At 42.3% G+C, this 22,444-nt stretch carries 15 protein-coding genes and 1 pseudogene; 10 read left to right on the top strand and 6 right to left on the bottom strand.

Going from position 1 to position 22,444, the window contains the following annotated elements; translation table 11 throughout:
- Nucleotides 1-1,941 (top strand): DUF3857 domain-containing protein, encoded by a 1,941-nt coding sequence (locus tag P2W82_RS14280; RefSeq protein ID WP_336516579.1) that lies wholly within the window; start codon nt 1-3, stop codon nt 1,939-1,941.
- 515 nt (nt 1,942-2,456) lie between these two features.
- Nucleotides 2,457-4,847 carry an ABC transporter permease gene (locus P2W82_RS14275; protein WP_336516578.1) on the top strand — a complete coding sequence of 797 codons (2,391 nt, stop codon included), beginning with the start codon at nt 2,457-2,459 and terminating at the stop codon, nt 4,845-4,847.
- 26 nt (nt 4,848-4,873) lie between these two features.
- On the opposite strand, the gene P2W82_RS14270 is transcribed toward P2W82_RS14275, so the two are convergent.
- From P2W82_RS14270 to P2W82_RS14245, 6 genes are all read right to left on the bottom strand, one after another.
- Nucleotides 4,874-5,413: a hypothetical protein gene (locus P2W82_RS14270; protein ID WP_336516577.1), complete on the bottom strand. Its 540-nt coding sequence runs from the start codon at nt 5,411-5,413 to the stop codon at nt 4,874-4,876.
- A gap of 40 nt (nt 5,414-5,453) precedes the next feature.
- Nucleotides 5,454-6,215: a LytR/AlgR family response regulator transcription factor gene (locus tag P2W82_RS14265; RefSeq protein WP_336516576.1), complete on the bottom strand. Its 762-nt coding sequence runs from the start codon at nt 6,213-6,215 to the stop codon at nt 5,454-5,456.
- Between the two features lie 12 nt (nt 6,216-6,227).
- Nucleotides 6,228-7,280 (bottom strand): sensor histidine kinase, encoded by a 1,053-nt coding sequence (locus tag P2W82_RS14260; RefSeq protein WP_336516575.1) that lies wholly within the window; start codon nt 7,278-7,280, stop codon nt 6,228-6,230.
- A 56-nt stretch (nt 7,281-7,336) separates the two neighbouring features.
- Nucleotides 7,337-8,290: a fasciclin domain-containing protein gene (locus tag P2W82_RS14255; protein ID WP_336516574.1), complete on the bottom strand. Its 954-nt coding sequence runs from the start codon at nt 8,288-8,290 to the stop codon at nt 7,337-7,339.
- 185 nt (nt 8,291-8,475) lie between these two features.
- Nucleotides 8,476-9,399, bottom strand: coding sequence for a fasciclin domain-containing protein (locus P2W82_RS14250; RefSeq protein WP_336516573.1), 924 nt, complete (start codon nt 9,397-9,399; stop codon nt 8,476-8,478).
- Between the two features lie 405 nt (nt 9,400-9,804).
- Nucleotides 9,805-10,353: a hypothetical protein gene (locus tag P2W82_RS14245; RefSeq protein WP_336516572.1), complete on the bottom strand. Its 549-nt coding sequence runs from the start codon at nt 10,351-10,353 to the stop codon at nt 9,805-9,807.
- A gap of 191 nt (nt 10,354-10,544) precedes the next feature.
- On the opposite strand from P2W82_RS14245, the gene P2W82_RS14240 reads away from it, so the two are divergent.
- From P2W82_RS14240 to P2W82_RS14205, 8 genes and pseudogenes are all read left to right on the top strand, one after another.
- On the top strand, nt 10,545-13,334 hold the full coding sequence (locus P2W82_RS14240; protein ID WP_336516571.1) for a M14 family zinc carboxypeptidase: 2,790 nt from the start codon (nt 10,545-10,547) through the stop codon (nt 13,332-13,334).
- A gap of 364 nt (nt 13,335-13,698) precedes the next feature.
- Entirely contained in the window at nt 13,699-14,439 is a 741-nt protein-coding gene (locus P2W82_RS14235) for a hypothetical protein (RefSeq protein ID WP_336516570.1), read from the top strand.
- Nucleotides 14,440-14,532: 93 nt separating this feature from the next.
- Entirely contained in the window at nt 14,533-15,696 is a 1,164-nt protein-coding gene (locus tag P2W82_RS14230; RefSeq protein ID WP_336516569.1) for an NAD-dependent epimerase/dehydratase family protein, read from the top strand.
- 187 nt (nt 15,697-15,883) lie between these two features.
- On the top strand, nt 15,884-17,419 hold the full coding sequence (locus P2W82_RS14225; RefSeq protein ID WP_336516568.1) for a M20/M25/M40 family metallo-hydrolase: 1,536 nt from the start codon (nt 15,884-15,886) through the stop codon (nt 17,417-17,419).
- A 66-nt stretch (nt 17,420-17,485) separates the two neighbouring features.
- Nucleotides 17,486-19,276: an ATP-dependent nuclease gene (locus tag P2W82_RS14220; protein WP_336516567.1), complete on the top strand. Its 1,791-nt coding sequence runs from the start codon at nt 17,486-17,488 to the stop codon at nt 19,274-19,276.
- A 298-nt stretch (nt 19,277-19,574) separates the two neighbouring features.
- Nucleotides 19,575-20,690, top strand: a pseudogene (locus P2W82_RS14215) (DmpA family aminopeptidase).
- 141 nt (nt 20,691-20,831) lie between these two features.
- Nucleotides 20,832-21,368, top strand: coding sequence for a Crp/Fnr family transcriptional regulator (locus tag P2W82_RS14210; RefSeq protein WP_336516566.1), 537 nt, complete (start codon nt 20,832-20,834; stop codon nt 21,366-21,368).
- Nucleotides 21,369-21,446: 78 nt separating this feature from the next.
- Nucleotides 21,447-22,346 carry an alpha/beta fold hydrolase gene (locus P2W82_RS14205; protein ID WP_336516565.1) on the top strand — a complete coding sequence of 300 codons (900 nt, stop codon included), beginning with the start codon at nt 21,447-21,449 and terminating at the stop codon, nt 22,344-22,346.
- The last annotated feature ends 98 nt before the right edge of the window (nt 22,347-22,444 follow it).

Below are 22,444 nucleotides of genomic sequence, written 5' to 3'. Positions count from 1 at the left end.
ATGAAAAAATCCCTGGTCCTTTTCCTGTCACTTTTTATAGCATTGAATTTGTCGGCACAGCTGACCCAAGCACCGGCAAAATCAAAACCGGACTATGCTGATGAGCCTGCTGTTTTTCTTGTTGATGAAAGAAAAATCGAATTCAGGGATAACAAGGATGATAATCTTGTCATGATCAAAACCCTGCATCGGGTAATCCGGGTGAATGACGATCGTGGTATTGAGTCGTTCAACAAACTGTATTTGCCGGGGGGTGCGGACAACAAGATCGTGTCACTTTCAGCAAGAACAGTATTGAAAAACGGGAAAGTGATTGAGGTCGATAATACTTCATTAAAAGATTATACCGACGAAGATGGAACAGAATACAAAATCTTCGCATTCCCTGGAATCGAGAAAGGTTGCACACTTGAATATACCTATACTTACGAACGTGATCCATCACTGTTCGGAATCGAAGTATTTCAGTCAGGCATACCTGTTGTGAAAAGCAAATTTGAATTGGTTAGTCCTCCCCGATTGATATTTGAAGCCCGCGCATTCAATGGCAAGCCTGTGAGTGCAGACACAGCAACCAAAGGCGAACAACGCATAGTAGCCATTACATCACCTGAGCTTCCTGAAATCGAAGATGAAAAGTACAGTCATTCTTCAGCAAGAAGATATCGCGTGGAATATAAACTCTCTTACAATTCTTCCAAGAGTTCTTCTATCCGCATGTTCACCTGGAATGAACTTGCGAAACGTATCTATGCAAACTATTCTGAAGTTTCTGATAAGGACAGAAAAAAAGCAGAAGGCTGGATCCGGGATCAGAAATTTTCATCTTCGCTGACAAAAGTGCAACTGATCACTGCTGTTGAAAACCAACTGAAGAAGTCAATCATGGTTCAGAAAGATCTGTATACGGATGCAGGTCAGAATGTCGAACAGATTTTAAAGTCAAAGATTGCGGGTACAACAGGTATCATGAGGGTGTACAGCGCAATTTTCGATAAGCTTGAAATCCCTTACTATTTCGTTCTTAGCGGTGATCGTACGAGTTATACGATTGACAAAAGTTTCGAAAACTGGAACAGTGCTGATAATGCATTGATCTTTTTCCCGGAAACAGGAAAGTACCTCGCTCCTACGCGTGCGGAGTACCGTTATCCATGGATCGCCCCTGAGTGGGGACAGACACTGGCATTGCATTGCAAAACAACATCCCTTGGTGCAGTGAAAACTGCGATGGCTGATCTGCGACCGGTAACGCTGGAAGACTTCAGCAAGAGCGGCCATAATATGGAATCCACCATCAGGATTTATCCGGAAGGTGATTCGCTTGTAATGGATGTAAAGCAATTATTCACCGGATATTTCTCAGCCTTATATCGCGCGGCTTTCAATTTTGCACCGGTGGAGGATCAGCAAAAGTTTATTAAAGAGATGGTTAAGTTTGGAACCAATTCTGAAGAAGTGCTGGAAAGCAAAGTGGAGAATAAAGAGTTTGAAAATTTTGCTGATAACAAACCCATCATTGTTTCTGCCCGTGTGAAAGCGAACCAGCTGATGGAAAAAGCAGGAAAGAAAATCCTGTTGAAAGTGGGTGAAGTGATTGGTCAGCAGGTAGAAATGTACCAGGAAAAGCCGCGCATGTTGCCCGTGGAAATTCCTTACCCCCACGTTCTTTACCGCACCATCACCATTGAGATTCCGAAGGGATATGCTGTAAAAAATCCCGAAAGTCTGAAAGTACACCAGGTGTATCCGGAGTCAGATCAGTCAACGATGAGTTTTATTTCCGAATACAAGATCAGTGACAACAAAATCGTGATCGATATAAAAGAAGAATACCGTCAAACCGAATGGGCTGTTGATTTGTTTGAGCCATTCAGAAAGGTCATCAATGCAGCCGCCGATTTTAATAAGGTGGTGCTGGTGTTGGAAAAGAAGCAATAGTCAGCCAGTTCATTGTTCATAGTTTTATAACAGGTTTCCGGCCGATGGCCGGAAATTTTTTTTGGGGGTGCTGGCAGAAAGACCTGGCAGGTCTCTTAAACCTGGCAGGTCTCTTAAACCTGGGAGGTTTTATAAACCTGGGAGGTTTTAAACCTGGGAGGTCTTAAACCTGGGAGGTTATATAAACCTAGGAGGTCTTAGACCTCCCAGGTTGGCATTTTTATTGGTCAAAATGTTTTATTTGAGGTTCAGCTAGCAGAGCAAGTCTTGTAACAACGAGGTCTGACCCTCACAGGATTGCCCGAAGCATTAAAAAGTATCAAAGGTGCGTCCTGAAAAAATTGCATCAGAAAACATAAAACCAAATCTTCGCTTTTCTGTTATCGCTGTCATTGTTCCCCTTAATCCGTACACAACCAGCCGAATACACCATTCCGTATCAATCAAACTACATGATAACAAACTAGTCAGCGAAAATATTCGCAGGCATTCGTATACAATTTCAAACAACCCCGATGTTGAAAGCTCACCTGAAAGCGGCATGGATACAGTTATCCAGAAACAAAATGTTTACTCTGCTGAACCTATCCGGTCTTGTAATTTCATTGACTGCCCTGACGCTGATGGCTCTATTTATCGAAGATGAATGGAGCTTTGACAGCTTTCACGAAAATGCTTCACGAATCTATCGGGTGGTTGATGACAAGCAGACTCCGAATATTTCCATCAATACAGCAGAGACCGCCGCACCAGTTGGACCTAATCTTAGCAGGGAGTTTCCGGAGATTCAACAGGCGGTGAGAGTGATGCACGCCGATGGCTTAATGCAGTATGAAGAAAATATTTACAATGAACGTTCCATATATTTTGCAGACCCTTCCATTTTTGACGTCTTCAGTTTCCGGCTGAAAGAGGGAAATCCTGCTGAAGCATTGAATGCTCCCGGCAAATTGATCATGTCAGTCACTGCCGCAAAAAAATATTTCGGAAAGCAGACTGCCATCGGAAAAACGGTTACGCTTGACGGTGAAAATCTTTTGGTAACAGGTGTAATAGAAGATGTCCCCGCCAATTCCCACCTGCAATTCGATTTTCTCGTTTCTATGGCTACTGCTGAGAAGACCGGTTCTGGCTACGATTGGCTTTTCAGTAACTGGTACTCCAACATGTTTTATACTTATATCCTATTACCCAAGGACTATGATGTCAGAAAATTGTCTTCTCAAATGCCGGCGTTTGATCAGCGGCATAAAGAGAAGAACGGTTCAACCACGCACCTGTACCAGTTTGAAAAACTTTCTGATGTATACCTGCGCTCAAATCGGAGCGATCAGGCAGATAAGGTGGGGCAACTTTCCAATATATACATCATGTCCGTCGTAGCAATATTCATACTGACCATTGCCTGTATCAATTTTATTAATTTGTCTACCGCCAGGGCGATGGCCAGAGCAAAGGAAGTGGGAATCAAAAAAGTTACAGGAGCGTCCAGGGCGCAGATGATCGTTCAATTCCTTATCGAATCATCTATCGTTGCCAGCGCAGCAATAATTATTTCGCTGGCAATTGCCCAGGCGCTTATTCCGGCCTTCAATCATTTTACTGAAAAGTCGGTCAGACTTAACCTGGTGCGTCCAGATCACCTGTTCGCTTTGTTTTCTCTATTTTTCCTGATCAGTATCTTGTCAGGTATATATCCTGCCATGGTGATTTCGCGATTCAATCCTGCCATCGCATTAAAAGGAAAATCAACACCTGCAGGCTGGAGTGCCACCACAAGAAAAAGCCTTGTGGTGTTTCAGTTTGCCGTTTCAGTAACCCTGATTATCTGCAGTTGTCTTGTATTTGCACAGCTCAGATTTATGCAGCAGTATCATCCCGGATTCAAACCATCCCAGACAATGGTGTTGAATTTCGAAGGAGACAGTCGAATCAAACCGAGGCTGGAATTCATCAAAAAAGAATTATCAGCTATTCCCGGTGTACGCAATATCAGCAGTTCATCGAATGTACCCGGTGATGGCAAAACAGGAGCCTGGTCCATGGATATCATCAAAAAAACGGGCGATACGATCCACACAGAAATACCGGTCTATGCGGCAGATTTTAACTTCCTGAAACAGTTGGGAGTGCCGGTAATTGCCGGGCGACCGCTGTCACAAAATTATGCCGGAGATTCGACCGAATCTATGTTGATCAGCGAGACAGCAGTACGGGCGCTGGGTTTTGAACATCCTGAACAAGTTCTTGGTTTGCGTGCCGGAATGTATCCGAATGACGGAATCATTACCGGTGTATTCCGCGATTTTCACTTTGAATCTTTACAACGCGCGATGGCGCCGCTGGCCATACGATATCTTCCTGATAATTTTCGTTTGCTCTCTGTTGAGTTGAACGGTCCGGAGTTGCTGAAAAGCATTTCGGCTGTGGAATCCACCTGGAAAAGGCTTGCACCTGAACGACCACTGGAGTACAGTTTTATAGATGAAAATTTCAGAAAATCATACACAGCTGAATTGAAATTCGGCCAGGTCTTCGCCATCTTCACAGGGATGGCCATCGTAATAGCATGCCTCGGATTGTTTGGACTGGCCTTATTCAGTATTCAGCAGCGTGTGAAAGAAATTGGCGTAAGGAAAGTATTGGGAGCTTCCACCGAGGCAATAGCAATAGTACTGAGCAGGGATTATATCAGGTTAATTATCATCGCAGTATTGATCGCAATACCGGTTTCCGCCTTTTTCATGAACCGATGGCTTGCTGATTTCGCCTATCGCACACCGTTACCATTGGGTGTGTTTGTCGTCGCACCGCTTGCGGCCATATTCGTCGCCCTGGCAACGATCAGTGTACTTACGTTGAAAGCTGCGAGGGCTAACCCCGTTCAAAGTCTGAGAAACGAGTAAAAGAAACCGACTATTACATTTTTAAATCAAAGACAAAATCCAGCCCGCAGTGCAATTCTGTGATTACTGTAATCTGATTGTAAACCTGACTGTACGGTAGCCCCTTTCTGTAACCTGTAACCGAAACTGACCAAAAATCCCGGACCGCCGTTGATCGGAATTTTGAAACCCAGCCCGGCAGCAAGCATCGGACCACTTTTATAATTGATATCTGTAGTACTTGAAGTGATATCAAAACCATATCCACCATCAACAAAACCAAAAGGTATAAAAGCCCCTTGCTCAAGAAAGCTATACCTTATACTGGCAAAAACAGGGACGATGGTCTGGGTAGCATACATATCGGCAGCAACACCGACACCGGTAAAAAACTGCTTGCTGAATTTGTAGCCGTTTACTGTTTGAAAGGTAAATGCGGCTGTGGTTACGTTATCAGGCCTGTTGCGCGTTGCAGCCAGCGCGCCGATTTCAGTGAAATGACCGAAACGGGAAAATGCTGACTTTGAAATTTCGTTCGTTTGTGCGCCAAGTTGCTGATAGATCAACATTAAAAATCCCGAAAACAAGATCCGTTTAACTGAATTTAATTGCATAAACTCTTTCTGATTATTGTCCTGTCCATTCTTTAAAAGCCTGTACACGGTTTCGCGCAATCACAACGTTCTCCCTGTTTTTGCCTGCGTGCAATGAAATCTGCAAGCGCCTGTTGAGGTAGGTCCTGATTTCCTTTATCGCATGGAAACTGCCGATCACTTTCCTGTTGAGACGAAAAAAATGCTTCGGATTCAACTCCTCCTCGAGATTTTCCAACGTCTGGTCAATTATAAACCGGAAACCCTCTTTATCTACCAGAAAAACAGTTTTGTCCACGGCATAGAAATATGCAATGTCAGCAGCTTCAATGAAGAACATACGGGTACCGTTCTTTACGAAAAATCGTTCCTTAAATGATCTGCTGTTTTCCTTCAGCAATTGAGAAATCAATTTCATATCAACCGGTGGTCTGGTAAAGCCAACCCAATCTCGGAATTTATTGAGTGATGTCGCGAGATCGGTCAGTTTTATAGGCTTTAAAAGGTAATCTATACTGAACAGCCGGAAAGCATCCAGCGCATATTTGTCATAAGCGGTAGTAAATATCAATGGGCATTTTATCGAAGTATCTGTGAAGATTGAAAAACTCATGCCGTCGGCAAGCTGAATATCCATGAAGGCCAGGTCAGGCAATGAATTGGTGGCAAACCATTCTTTCGCCGAGGAAACACTATCCACCATCCCGGCAACTTCGATATTTTTATCGTACTCATGAAGGATTAACCGCAAGCGCTCAACCGCAAGTGGTTCGTCCTCAACAATCAGAACTTTCATATTACCCATTGTTTAATACGGGTCAGAGCGAGTTACGACTGACTCCTGTAATAACGGTACAGTAACAACGAACAAGTCTGCTTTTCGTTCAATTTTTATTTCTTTTCCCGCCAAAAGGCGGTAACGCTGATTGATGTTTTCGAGACCAAGCCCGGTAGAGGGAATTTTTTCCCCTCTCTCCTGCAGATTATTGCTCACTGAAAGACCATCCTCCGAAACGAACATCCGGATGTGAAGCGGTTGTACTACAGATACAATATTGTGTTTAATCGCATTTTCCACCAGCAACTGAAGAGCTGCCGGCACAATGAACCGTTCATTGTATCTGTCGGGAATATCAAGTTCAATGATCAATCCATTACCAAACCTGGTGGTGAGCAGAAAAATATATGGCTGAATAAATTCCAGTTCTTCTCTGAGCTTTACCAGTTCAACATCTTTTCTCGTGAGCAGGTATCGGTATACAGATGAAAAAGCCTCAATAAACGTATTTGCATTCTCGTGTTTTTGCAATACCAGGGTCGATAGAACATTCAGGTTGTTAAACAGAAAATGGGGATTGATCTGTTCCTGAATGGCACGCAGTCTGGCCTGAATACTGATCCGTTTAAGCTCTTCCATTTCCAGCTGCTTTTGTTTATAGCCGGCAAAAAAGAAAAGAACTGCGTTGACACACTGTAAAAAAAGATTCACCCGGAAAGAAAACAGGATAGTCAGCTTCAGGAGTATGTTCTGCTGCACTATTTCGTTTTTCAGTATTATGGAGCCGAAAAAATAATAAACAATCAATGCAGCAAATAATGCAATGGGCAGACTTGTAATAAATAATATGAGTAACGCACGGAAACCCTGCTGCTGGCTGGATTTTTTGCTGATCGCCTGTTGAACGAGGCGGCTACCTTCCCAATCCAGAAGGCAGATCATTATAAATCCTATCATCAATATCCACCATCTTCCCTGAAGCCCGTAGTAACGGAACGTTTCAACGAAACTGGCATTGATATAAGAATATATACCAAGACCTGCTATAAAGAGATACCTGAGCCGATGATTGAAAAGTATCATAGTAAATGAGAAGACCGGACACATTACCTGTGCCCGGCCAGATGTTCTCAATAAAGCTACGGCAATAATACCTGATCGATCACGTGCACGACACCATTCGTTGTAACAATATCGGCAGGTCCTATTTTTGATTTCGTGGTATTGGATTTCCCCTTCACCGCAGCACCAGAGGAAAGATCGATTGTCAGCGTTTCTCCCGCAAAGGTGGAAGGCTGCCCGCCATCCACAAGATTTGTCGAGAAAACACGGTCAGTAATTACGTGGTATGCAAGTATCGGAGTAAGGTCGTCCGGTTTTGCAGCATTGATACTTTCAATAGTCGGGAAGCCGGCATTAATGAAAGCCTGATTTGTGGGCGCGAAAACAGTCAACGGCCCATCACCGCTTAATAAGGCAGCCACATTGGTTGTACCCTGGCTTGCTCTTACGACAGCAGCCACCAGGTAGCTTAGAGCGGGATTGGATTTCGCAACTTCTACGATATTGCCTGCCGGGGGAACCAATACTCTGTCAATTCCGTGAATCACACCGTTGTTCGCTTCAATATCAGCCCTGGTTACACCGGAGCCATTCACTGAAACTTTTGAGCCTGATTTCGAAACATATAAAGCTGCTCCCAGAAGTGATGTTACTGCGGTATTATTTCCCTCCGGAATTTGTGAAGCCGTTATCTTACTCCCGATCACATGGAATAATAAAACGTTTTTTAAAGTCTCCACTGGTGCACTTTCGATCAGCTCGACCGTGGCACCCGCTTTTTCGAAAGCGGAATTATCGGGCACAAAAACAGTAAACGTTCCAGGTTGATCAAGGGTCTTGAGTAGATCAGCCCGCTCCAGAGCGAGCTTAAGCATACTGTAATCCTTCGAAGATGAAACGATAGCAGCAATTGATTTTTTAGGCGTATTACCGTTTGGGAAATAGTCCCTGATCTTGTTACAACCCTGGCTTACTAAAAGAAGCATTAGCAAACATGCTGACAGTGGAATAATCGCAGTTTTTTTTGACATGATCTTTTGGTTTTTTAATTCAGAAATATCAAAGGCCTACGGATCGTCGATAGCTTTATATTGAAAACAATCAGAAAAAATGAAAGGATGTATTGTGGTGATGAAGATTCATTTTCACAGAAGTGAATTGTCCGTTTTTCACCGCCAACTGTACATAAACCAATTTTGGGGTATTGTCAGATTGATCACGGCAACAGTACCTTGTCGATCACGTGAATAATACCGTTAGTAGCTATGATGTCTGCACCGGTGATGTTTGACACTGCAGCGCTGCTGCCTGTAACTTTCACGTTTGGTGCAGGTGCAAGGCCTACTGTCAATGTACCACCCTGTAGTGTGGAAGGTGTAGCGCCATTGATCAAATCTCCTGCAGCCACATTTGTTGCGAGTACATGATATTTTACGACATTGGTGATGAGCTCAGTACTTGCGTTGTTGATGTCTTCCACGGAGTTGAAACCCGCTGCATTGAACGCGGCATTTGTAGGAGCGAATACGGTATATTTCCCGGCTGAGGAAATCGCATCCAGTAACCCTGCTTTGACAACTGCTGCCACGAGCAGGCTGAAATCCGGATTGGAAGCTGCAATACCGGCAATTGTACTGGTGGGCGGCATCAGTACTTTTGAAATCGTGTGTATGACACCGTTAGAAGCAGCGATATCAGCTGTTTTTACTTTGATACCATTTACAAATACACCGTTGGCATTGCTGGACGCATAAATGTTTAGTCCCAGCAGGGTCTTTACAGTGTCACTCGCGGGCACCTGCGCAGCGGTTACGGGCGCTCCCAACACATGGTATTTCAAAATAGAATCGAGTGTTGAAACAGGTAACGCAGAAATCATAGACTCGGTAATTCCTGAAGCATTGAACGCAGCATTATCCGGTGCGAAAACGGTAAGGTTGCCGGAGGCCAGAGCATCACCAAGACCAGCCCTGACAACGGCTGCTTCCAGAATAGAAAAATCGGGATTGTCAATGACTATCTGGGTGATGCTTTTTGTTGAAGGACTGTTATTATCATCATCCTTATCACAGCCAACAAATAGTACTGAAGAAACGAGCAGCGTCAAAATAAATGTGAGATTTTTTAGCATTGGTTTCATAAATATTTTTTCTTCGAAACAACAATCCGGATGCCCGGAATTGCCAAAAAATGCATGAAAAGGAGTGAATTGTACAATATCCGGAGTGAAACGGCCGATGGTTCAGGCTGATCGTCAATAGGAATCCCGATGACAAAAAGCACCGCCGGGGACATGAGGTAAAATTTTCCCGCTTCAGGAAATACGAAGAATTTCTTTCTACATTAGGTAACAGACCTGGCAGGTTTTATAGACCTCGCAGGTTTTATAGACCTCGCAGGTTTTATAGACCTCGCAGGTTTTACAGACCTGGCAGGTTTTATAGACCTGGCACGTCTTATAGACCTAGGAGGTCTTAGACCTCCCAGGTTGGCCTTTTTTGCTCTTTTATACCTGAATTATAAGAATGTAGAGATAGGAAGAGGCTTACAATTCAATCGGAACCGTTATCCGCTTGCGGACAATCTGCTTTACCTCCATAAACTCCTTTGTAACATCATCGAATGAATAAATCACTTTGAACCTGGTATGAAATTTCCCGTATTCTTTCAGATTCACCTTAAACAATACGAGATTCAAAATATAATCCTCATCGCCCCATGCATCCTGGACTGATTGAAAATCCGGCCTCCTGGTAGTTTGTTTTGTCTCAAGATTATGCGATTGAAAATATAAAGGATCAATAAATCTGCTGCCATCAGCTTTTCTTAGCTCTACCTCAAATTGCTCCACATATACGTCACCTGTCTCTATAAAATCATACTCAAGAGCCAGTCCTTCCGGGCTGTTTTTTTTAGAATGAATTTCATTGAACCGCACACGACACGTCAGGTTGCTGTCAATATTCAAATAAATTTCTTCAGTACCATCTCCTTCGGCGTCATGATAAACTGTCTTTCTTTGGCAACTCACCTGAGTAAAAACTATAAAGGAAAAAATCGAAATACAGGTAATTATCTTCCGGGTAATTTTCATGGTTTGATTACAACGGACAAAATAATGAAAACCTTATGATTTCCGAAGAATAGCTACCAGATTCTGCAATAGGTTTGGACCCACTTTATATATCGAAAGAAAAAATACGTCCATCAACCTCTTATATCTTACACAAGCTTTAATTTAACGTATTCAGTAAAAGCAATTACGCCACCACCAATTTTGCCGATATGTATTCTCATCTGAAAAAATCATTCTTTGTTTTGGCATCAGGACTGATCAGCTTAAATTCCTTCTCCCAGAAAATCGATGAAGGCTATAACGCCGACATCAAAAAATTCACGACCGACCCCAAGTTTCTGCCCGCATCAGTGCTGAACCTGGTGGAAGACTCAAAAATCCCGTCACCAAAAAAACATTTCGGAAGCATCATCGGCGCTCCGGGAGTGATGCATCGGTGTTCTGAGATCTATGACTACTATAAAAAACTGTCGGAGGTATCTCCACTGATACGTATGCAACAGGTCGGCACAACCGAAGAAGGTAGGCCGATACACCTTGTGATGATCGGGACTGCGGATGCATTAAAAAATGCCGCCACGCATAAAAACAATCTTGCTCTGTTGGCAGACCCAAGAAAAATAGGGAACAGCGATGTGAACAAACTGATCAGCTCCACCAAACCGGTTTTCTATTTGAATGCAGGTCTTCATTCTACAGAAATGGGTTCGCCGGAAATGTTGATGGAACTGGCGTATCGGCTCATCACAGGAAACACCGATGAAATAAAAAAAATCAGGGAGAATATAATTGTTCTGATCAACCCGGTGGCGGAACCGGATGGTCGCGATAAACAGGTAGATTGGTATTATCGTTACACCAAAAACAGAACTGATTATTATGATGGCTTCCGTTCTTCACCACCCTACTGGGGCAAGTATGTTTTCCATGACAATAACCGTGATGGAATACAGGTGTCGCAGGAACTGACCAAAGGCATTTTCAAAATATACTACGACTGGCACCCGACTGTGATGCTCGACCTGCATGAATCCGTTCCGTTGATTTATATGTCGACAGGTACCGGACCTTACAATGAACAGATCGATCCGATCACCATTGGCGAATGGCAGGTGATGGCGAATCACGATGTAACAACGCTGGCTGCTCAAGGTTTACCTGGCGCATTTACCTGGGCATTTTATGATGGCTGGTATCCCGGCTATGCGTTGTGGATAGCGAATAACCATAACTCCATCGGGCGGTTTTATGAAACATTCGGAAATGGCGGAGGCAATACATTTCTTCGCGACCTTACTGAATCAAAATATGCAGGCGATGATGTGACCAGCCGCGAATGGTATCGCCCGGATCCTGCAACCGCATGGGTAAACTGGAGTTCAAGAAACAACGTTAATTATATGCAGGCCGGCGTACTGGCTTCCCTCTCCTATACTGCAGATAACGCGCAGCTGCTGCTTCGCAATTTTTATCAGAAAGGGGTGAATGCTATAAGAAAAGGACGCGAAGAAAAACCCCGGGCGTTTGTCATTCCTGCTGAACAACGAGATCCATCAATGGCCGCGCATCTCGTAAACCAGCTGCGCAAACAAAACATCGAAGTACATAAAGTTCAATCCGGAAAAAATGCAGGAGATTATGTCGTACTCACCGAACAACCCTATCGCGCCCTCGCCATTACACTACTGACAAAACAGAACTTTCCAAAAGATGCCAAGTTTCCTCCTTATGATGATATTGCATGGACACTTGGTTATCTGTATGGAGTTGATGTTCGTACGGAAGACAGTCTTTCCAATGCAGCATCTTCTTTGAGTATGATCAACGAAGATGTTGCCTATAAAGGAAAAATAAAAAGCGGCGGAACGGATTATATACTCAATTACAAAGGACAGCAGAATGTTTTATCAGCATTGTACTGGTTTCAAAAGCAAAATATCAATGCTTCAGTAACGGTGCTGGATGAACGAACTGTGATCGAAGGTTCAGCAGATACCCTCGCTGCCGGTGCTATGATTATCACCGGCATTAATGCTCAGCAGGCAAATGATTTCACTCAGAAATTCGGACTTGATCTGCAGGCAACCAACACGAAATTCAAAGTGAAACAACATGCCGTCAAACTTCCGAGAGTTGCCATTTATCATACCTGGTACAACACCCAGGACGAAGGATGGTCTCGTTTTACATTTGAACAGCTGGGTATTCCTTACATCTCCATTGATAAAGACGATCTGATCAAAGGCGGACTTTCAAATCTTTTCGACATCATACTTATACCGCGTACAGGCGGCACAGTAAGTGATTTCATCAATGAGACAGATAGAAAATTCGGCCCGATGCCTTACACAAAAACTGCAGAATTCCCTTCTCATGGTTATCCTGATTCAACATCGGATATGACCGGGGGCCCAGGATACCTTGGGATGGAAAATCTTCGGCAGTTTGTTTCCGGTGGTGGAATCATTATTTCGCTCGATAACAGTTCTCAAATTCTCGCAAACGCGGGCATATCAAAAAGCATTCGGGCGTTTGAACCATCAGGCTTGTTTCATCCCGGTTCAGTAATCAATACAAAAGTGCGAAACAGCGGAAGTCCTGTAATGTACGGTTACCCGGAACAGTTTGCCATTTTTAAAGGCAATGGTCCTTTGCTGCAGGTGAATAAAAATGATCGAAATATGATACTGCTACAATACGGCAGCAAACCATTAAAAGACGAAGAAAAATATACGGGCCCGATATTAGGTTTGCCAGATCGCAACAGAGCCATACCCGAGAAGAAAGAGGAAACAAAAAAAGATCCGCCGTATGTATTGTCTGGCATGGTCAGGAATGAACAGTCGATCATTGGCCATGGTGCGGTATTTAATGTACCTATCGATAAGGGCCGGCTCATTGCATTCACTTTTGATCCATTGCACAGGTACCTGAACTTACATGATGCACCGATGGTCTGGAACGTACTGATCAATTGGGAATATCTGAAAGCAAATTAATTAAGCACATTTATAAAAAGGATTTGTTTACAACGTGAACAATACAGCCAGGAATACCCCTGGAAAAATTGCTCTGATCTTATTCCTGGTATTAGTGGCAGCAACGGCATGGCAGTACATTTCTGTATACCAGGTCAGGAGCCAATTGATAAGTCCGCTTATACCGGCATCTACGGTATATGAAATAAGTAAAGAGTTTTTGTACAGCGCAATATTTCTATCTGTTGCAGCGCTTGCATCTTCTATTTTTTTTTATTTCAAAAGATACTATGCTGTATTTATTATTGTGACTTTAGCCCTTATTGGAAGCCGGTTTCTCCATTTTTCAAATTTGATTTCCGGCCTGTAAACTCAATATAGAAAGATGGTTTTCTTCTTACTTTTTGTGTTGATACTTTTTCAGAGTGGTTCAGATGAATCTGTGTCATCGACTAACTTCGAAAACGCGTTATCAACTCTTCCAGAGAAAAATATTAAGTATCCCACAGAAGACTCGTTGATTTTGCAGGAATACTTTTCAGACAGCAGCCGGATCGGGAAAAAAAAGCAGAACAAGATTGAAATATCAATCTATGGAAATGAAGACTCGAGTTTTTCAATTATTAAATTTTATTCCTTAACAAACAGGAAATGGAAATTAAGAAATACCTACCGGTATGAGCACTATTCATTGATGGATCTGAACGCGGATCTTTCTGACTTTAATAACGATGGCTTGAATGATCCGACCTATATATCGAATACAGCGGCACGTGGTGCAAATGAAATCCGGCGCTTATTCATTTATGATAAAAATGCCGATAGCCTGATCAGTATTATTAATTCAGAAGATTATCCCAACCTACAGTATAACGAAGAATTAAAATGTATCGATGCATTTATGGTTTACGGTGGCAGTTCTACGGTTTTCCTGAGACTAAAGAAAAATCAGCTGAAGAAATTTGCTGTCGTGAGCCTCGATGACGGACTTTCCATCAGAAAGATAGATATGAATGGAAATGAAAAAACTATTTACAGCGACTCCACAAAAGGTTCCGGATATATCCGGTTCAGTACGTACAAAACAGAAAGGGTCATTAAGGAATCGACAGATCCTGGGAATTAATTCCGGAGCAAAATCGCTGAATGGTTTTCACGGATGAAGAATCTTTTTTACTTTGAAAAACTTTTAAAGACTGCCCATATTAAAAATCATTTTATGTCACGCTCACGTCGTCGTTTCCTGCAGAACGCCTTAGGCATAGGGGGCATTTTACCTTTTATGGATGCTGCTGCATTTCCGGGAACAAACACATTTAAGGCCAATGAAATCCCTCATCGGCCGCAGCCGCTGAAAATTCTTATCCTGGGCGGCACTGGTTTTTTAGGCCCGCAGCAAATCGCCTATGCACTCGAACGGGGACATGCCATTACAACATTTAATCGCGGCAAAACAGTTCCCACTACGCAAAAAGATGTTTTCAATCATGTGGAACAATTGCTCGGTGATCGCGAGAACAATCTCGAATCTTTAAAAAACCGCAAGTGGGATGCTATCATTGATAACTCCGGGAATAAAGTCAAATGGGTAATTGATACTGCACAATTACTGAAAGACAGCGCCGATTTTTATTTATACACTTCATCTACCGGTGTGTATTATCCTTATCTCGGTTCTGATATCAAAGAAAACACGAAAGCGGTATTAACATTACCACCCGGACTGAAAGAGCCGCAATTGTCTGAGTATAGTTATGGTGTGATGAAAATCAATTCAGAACTGGAAGTACAAAAAGCATTTGGTGAAAAACGTTCGATCATTGTTCGACCGACATATATGATGGGTCCCGGTGATCGTACAGAACGTTTTATTTACTGGCCCGTTAGATTGAGCAGAGGTGGAGACGTAATGGTTCCCGGTAAAGCAACTGATCCTGTACAATATATTGATGTACGCGATGTTGCTAACTGGATGATCCGCCTGATTGAAGAAAAGAAAGCGGGTACTTACAATGCAGTTGGCCCTTCCTCTCCTACAACCATGCATCCATTTGTCTATGGTGCGCATGCTGCATTCAGTTCACCGGCAAACTTCATCGCCGTCAATGATTATAATTTTCTCAAAGCGGAAAAAATTATGGAAGTCATTCCCTGGATCATGCCGGTTGATGAAAACAAAGGCTCTGCTTTAATCAATAATCAACTCGCCATGGCGAATGGTCTTGCACTCACACCATTGGCAGACAGTGTAAGAGATATGTTCGACTGGTGGAACTCAGATGATGTAAAACAGGAAAGAAGAGATAAGCTTGTTTCCGGTACTGATGCGCTGATGGCAAGGGAAAAAGAAATTCTTGCAAAATGGAAATCAAGAAAAAAATAGTGAATCCAAATGTCCTGACAGGTCTGCAGATGAAAAAGACCTAACAGGTCTTTTATAAGTTTCCTAAATCAAAAAGATTCTGACAGGCCTGTTAGGTCAATGTATGTAGGATCTGCTGCAGGGAATTGAGCTGGCACAGATTGCGTTATATTTGATAGTCTCAATCAAATTCACCAATTCACCTGCAATGAGAAAACGTTTCCTGACAGTTACCGGTATTTTTTTCTTTTTGGGTTGCCTTGCTCAATCGACTTCAACGCTGAAAATCCGGAAATCAGTACTGCAATCATCCGGCGAAATTGTTTCCGAATTTGTACAGCTGCTTTCCATCCCCAACATTGCCAGTGACGCTCCGAATATTCAGAAAAATGCCGCATTCATCATGGAGATGATGCATAAGAGGGGAATTAACAATGTACAGCTGTTATCGCCTACTACACCCGGTGCTCCACCTGTTGTTTATGGTGAAGTGATCGTACCCAATGCCAAACAGACACTGATATTTTATGCTCACTACGACGGACAACCGGTGAATCCTGCACAATGGGCTGCAGGTCTCTCTCCTTTTGATCCAAAACTATTTTCCTCCGCATTTGACAACGGGGGCGCATCTTTAAGTTTTCCTGATAATAAGCAATTTGATCCCGACTGGAGGATTTACGCTCGTGGCGCCTCTGACGACAAAGGTGGTGTGGCAGCTATCCTCAACGCATACTCGCAATTGAAGGCCAATGGCATTCAACCGGCGTATAATATTAAATTTTTTTTCGAAGGTGAAGAAGAGGCCGGTTCTCCGCATCTGAATGAAATCCTTGATAAATACAAAACATTATTGCAATCTGATCTGTGGATTATTTGCGATGGACCAGTTCACCAGAGCGGTATAAAACAAATCGTTTTTGGCGTTCGTGGTGATGCGCATATTGACCTGACCGTATATGCCGCGAAGCGGCCATTACACAGTGGCCACTACGGCAACTGGTCGCCAAATCCTGCAATGATGCTGGCAAGGTTATTGGCTGACATGAAAGATGAAAACGGTCGTGTAACAATCAAAGGATTTTATGACGATGTTATCCCGCTAACAGCTTCCGAAAAGCAGGCATTGAAAGATGTGCCATCTGTTGATCAACAAATGAAAACTGAACTGGGGATACGGGCGACAGAAAATCCGGGTATGTCGCTCGTGGAAGCGATTTCGCTGCCCTCACTTAATATCAACGGTATTGCCAGTGGTAATGTCGGCAAACTCGCTTCCAACCAGATACCAACCTTTGCAACCGCTGTACTCGATCTTCGCCTCGTGAAAGGAAACGACTGGCAGAAGCAGCAACAGAAAGTTGTCAATTACATTATTGAAAAGGGATATCATGTTATTGATCATGACCCCACCGATGAAGAAAGAAAAACCTATGACAAGCTGATCAAAGTCCTGCTCGGAAAAGACAGCTATAATGCACAGCGTACTTCCATGGACCTTCCGATCGTGAAAGGGATAATAGCTTCCGTGCAATCCACAACTGCCGACAAAGTTGTGTTGCAGCCTACATCCGGAGGAAGTCTGCCGCTGTTTCTTTTTGAAAAATATCTCAATGCCAAAACAGTAACCGTGCCGATTGCGAATCATGACAATAACCAGCATGCGGAAAATGAAAATATCCGGCTCAAGAATTTATTTGAAGGAATTGAAACGATGGCAGCGCTGATGGCCGGAGGAATGTAGAAAAACTATCGCGAAAATTGCTTGTCCATATTAATTATATAAGAGTGTTAATTAATCACATTTTTTATGATTCTTGACTGTTCAGTGAAAATAAAAAACTACAAATGTTTTGGCTCTGAGGCGCAAGGATTAGAAAGAATATTCCCTTTAAACATTATTATTGGAAAGAACAATTCAGGCAAAAGTTCATTAATTGACCTAATTGAATATATTACTTCGCCTACTGAAAAATTTATCGAAATAGGGAGAGATCGAATTAAAAGTGAGATTTCAATCCAAATACCGATATCTAAAGAAATGATAGATTCATCTTTCCCAATTGACACTTCTGGAGGAGGAATACCAGGTGCAAATCATAATGCATATGGGCAAACATTTGTTGGAAAAAAGATCCAGTATACATTACTGCCCAAAAAAAAGACCATAACATCTTGGGAACAGGAACCCCATCCAACTGCGGAAGTCTATGTAAGAAGGCTGGAAAACAATATCATAGGTCCTCTTGAAAATAAATTTTTCATTCGGTTAAGTGCAGAGAGAGATATTAGACCAGAGGGAGATAACCCCACTAAAAACACACTTGCCGCTAATGGCGACGGCGCAACTAACATGATTCGGCAGGTTGTAACTCATGCCGAGCATGATTTAAATCTAATTAGAAAAGATTTATTATCTGCTCTCAATGAAATTTTAAATCCTGAAATTGTATTCACGAATATTGCTCCAAGACGAACGTCTTCAAATGGCATGTGGGAGATTTACTTAGAGGACAATAAATCAAATCTAATTTCATTGTCACGCATGGGAAGCGGTATCAAAACCATTTTACTTGTATTGTTAAACATGCTCGTGGTACCAAAGATTGAAAGTAAAATAGAATCAAATTTGGTTTTTGGATTTGAGGAATTGGAAAATAATTTACATCCTTCATTGCAAAGGCGTCTCTTCAACTTCATTTTTAAATATTCATTATTGAGTAAGTCGTACTTTTTTATTACAACACATTCAAGTATTATTATTGATCTTTTCTCGAACAATAAAAATGCCCAAATTATACATACTCAGAATGACGGAATGGTTTCAAGCACTAAAGCTTTGTTATCGCTTGTTGATGGGAAAAACATCTTACGTGATTTAGAATACAAATCAAGTGACCTGCTATTGAGCAACGGAATAATTTGGGTGGAAGGGCCCAGTGATGTGATTTATATAGAATTACTGTTTAAGCTATTCATCAAATCAAACCCTGAGACTCAGCTTGAAAGATTTAATTACACGATTCAATCACTTTCAACCGCTATTTGGAAGTATGCGGGATTTTCAGATCTAGATTGGAATAAATTAGATGAAGGCATTGCAAATAAGATAGTGTCGTTGGAAAAGGTTAATTCAAATCATTTATTAATTATTGATCAAGATAGCAATTACCAAGACATACCTCCTGAAAGCTGGAATCAACAAACTAATGGAATTGGGAAAATAAAGGCAAGACTAGTTTATGAATCTATGATGGCTTCCGGACAAGATCCGAAACAATTAATTAACAATTTTGGAGAGACAGTTGATTCGATGTTATTCTGGATAACTGACGGAACAATTGAAAGTTATTTAGAATACTTCATAAACAAGAAAGGAAAAGAAAACTTTGCAAAATATTTCGATAGTAAAAAAAGTAGAGGTTACTTTGAAAAGAAAAGAGCTGGAAAAGATAACTCGATTTCAAAAGTTCAACTAGCTATTGAAATTTCAAAATTTTGCTTAGAGAAAAATTTAACTTTTAGTGATCTCGCACCTCAAGGCTCTAATTTGTACAATAAAATCAATAAACTTTTGAATAAAATTTCTACTTGGAATTAATATAAATTAGCGTGTCAAAAGTGCAAAGAATATTTACTATTCGATTAAAATTCCCATTTAAATTCATAAATAAATCAAGTATCCAATAAATTTTATAAATAATTCCAGAAACGGCCATCTATCAAAGTAGGCAACTAAAGCATTCACAAAATACTGCCAAAGAAAATTCGAGATAGGTTTGGCATTTCCTGTAGGCTGGTTGATTGTGAACCTTTCTCACCCGCCCGAAAATAAGCCTAGAAACAGGTTTGACTTTAATCTCTACTATTCACCTCCGTTTTTGTTTTTATCTTTCCTTATGCAAAAAATCATCCTATCAATAGCGATAATTGCATTTCCATTCATCAGTTCAGCACAAAAACGAGCCCGTGATTACTGCATCAGGATCGGTGTGATGCAAACCGGCAAATTAAATACGATCACTGATGTTGCAGGTGTAAAAGTCGGGCAGACTACTTTAATCAAAGCTGATTCCGTTCGAACAGGCGTGACCGTGATTATTCCTGCTGATGGTAACTTGTTCCAGCACAAAATTCCGGCGGCTATCTATGTTGGCAATGGTTTTGGAAAACTCGCGGGAAGTACACAGGTTAATGAACTCGGTAACCTGGAAACGCCGATCGCACTTACCAAAACTCTTGGAGTAGCAACTGCAATGAATGCGTTGATCGGTTATACGCTTCAGTTACCAGGTAATGAAAATGCAGCTTCAGTAAATGCGCTCGTGGGTGAAACCAATGATGGCTATCTCAACGATATACGGGGAAGACATCTGCGGGAAACAGACGTTCTAGAGGCGATCAGCAATGCGCAAACCGGCCAGGTTGAGGAGGGAAATGTCGGAGCGGGAACAGGAACAGTTTGTTTCGGGTTCAAGGGAGGAATTGGCACTTCTTCAAGGCACCTACCGGCAAGTCTCGGTGGATATACCGTCGGTGTTTTAGTACAAACCAATTTCGGTGGCGCACTCACTGTTGATGGTGTTCCTGTAGGAAAGGAAATGAAAAAATTCAATTTCAGTAACTAGCTACTAAATAATGCTGATGGCTCTTGCATGATTGTTATAGCCACTGATGCTCCGTTGGATCACCGCAACCTCGAACGCCTTGCAAAACGTGCGATGCTGGGCATGGGTCGAACCGGAGGAATTGCATCCAACGGAAGCGGCGATTATGTGATCGCCTTTTCAACAGCTAACCGGATACCGCATCATTATGAAAGCCCGACGACAACATTCACCAATTTGCATAATGATTCAACATCGCCATTATTTATGGCTGTTATAGAAGCAACCGAAGAAGCGATCATCAACTCATTATTCATGGCAAAAACCATGAAAGGCAGAAACGGAAATGCAGTTGAAAATCTGCCGATTGATGAAGTAATGAGACTGTGGAGCAAAAAACGGAAATAGAACTTTGTCGTGTCAGCTTCTAATTGTCCTATGTTCCCATAGTATTCGGAAAATCAAATTGAAATACTGCGAAGGGAATCTGCACCTCCCAGCCACAAAGTACACAAAGAATAATTCTATCTTCCGATTGAATTTTGAATAATGAACTCCATCACATCCCAGGAATTGCAGAAAAAATATGCCGGTCTTACCGAACGTCTTGAGGTACCGGCGAAAACAATTTTGTTGCGAGAGGGCCGGGTGGCCATGCATACCTGGTACCTGGAAAAAGGTTGTGCGCGCATCTGGTTTAATAATGGCGGGAAGGATATCACGCTGAATTTTTTTCTTGAAGGCGATGGTGTTTCATCCATCGAAAGTTTCAGGAATGGTACACCGAGTGCATTCAACCTGGAAACACTTGAACCTTGCGTCATCTATAAAATCTCCAAGGAAAATTTCAATTTCATGCTGGAGGATTCTGAAGCGTTCAGGAAGAGGATTGAAGAGACGGCATTCCAGACACTTTTTCTTTACCAGCGGCTTTTCTTGTCCCGTATAAAAGATAGTCCTGAAGAGCGTTACAAAGAATTATTGATAAAAAGACCAGAACTTCTCCAGCGGATACCTCAACATTATATCGCTTCTTACCTCGGAATTACGGCCGTTTCTTTGAGCCGCATCAGGAATAAGCGCTGATTTCTTAACAAATGTTATTGCCGGAAAGGAAAGGCGTGTTCATTTTTGCAGATCATTTGGAATCAAAAACAAAATCTAATGGCGGTAGAAATTTTGCAGAACGCCGGTCCTTCCGGAATAGATATTGCATACGAACGTTTTGGCGATCCTTCTTATCCTGCGCTCTTACTCATCATGGGCGCCGGCGCACAGATGATTTCCTGGCCGGATGAATTTTGTAAAATGCTGGTTAATCAAGGGTTCCAGGTCATCAGGTTCGATAGTCGTGATACCGGATTGACAACCCATTTTTCCGACACAGTAATCCCGGATTTTGCTGCGGTGATGGCTGGTGATTATACAACGGTGTCGTATACACTGTCAGATATGGCAGCAGATACCATTGGCCTGATGGACGGACTTGGAATTGAGAGTTTTCATCTCATAGGCGCCTCCATGGGAGGAATGATTGCACAGACAATCGCCATTGAATATCCTTTTAAAATATTATCGCTGACTTCGATAATGTCTACAACCGGAAGCAATTCAGTTGGTCAACCGGATTATGCTATATTGGGTTCATTGGGAGCGCCGCCTTCAGATGATCGCCAGAAATTTATTGAATGGAAAATAAAATCTTTAAAAGCAGTCGGATCTCCGGGTTTTCCATTTGACGAAGAGTCCGCAATAAAAAATGCCGGCATTGGTTGGGATCGCGATCATGATCCACTCGGAATGACAAGACAGGCTGTTGCTGTACTGAAATCAGGTGATCGCACAGACCAACTTCGAAAGCTGCGTCTACCCGCGCTCGTTATCCATGGTACATCCGATAAAATGATTGATGTGAGTGGCGGAATAGCTACCGCGAACTCGATTCCCGGCGCGAAGCTGGTACTGTTTGAAGGTATGGGACATAGCCTGCCACAACCGTTGTGGGAGAAAATGACAGATCTCATTTCCAGACTTATATTACAATCAGAGCATGTAGATAAGTAACAAAAAAAATAAAATCAGTTGTAAAGACCAGCTTCAAACGACGCTGATCGTTTTTTTCCAATACATCAAAAAAGACCAACGTTACCGGAAATTCGAAC

It is taken from the genome of Pollutibacter soli, from assembly GCA_029269725.1.
Lineage (GTDB): Bacteria > Bacteroidota > Bacteroidia > Chitinophagales > Chitinophagaceae > Pollutibacter > Pollutibacter soli.
Note: the sequence above shows the minus strand (reverse complement) of the source record. Positions and strands in the feature narration are given on the sequence as shown.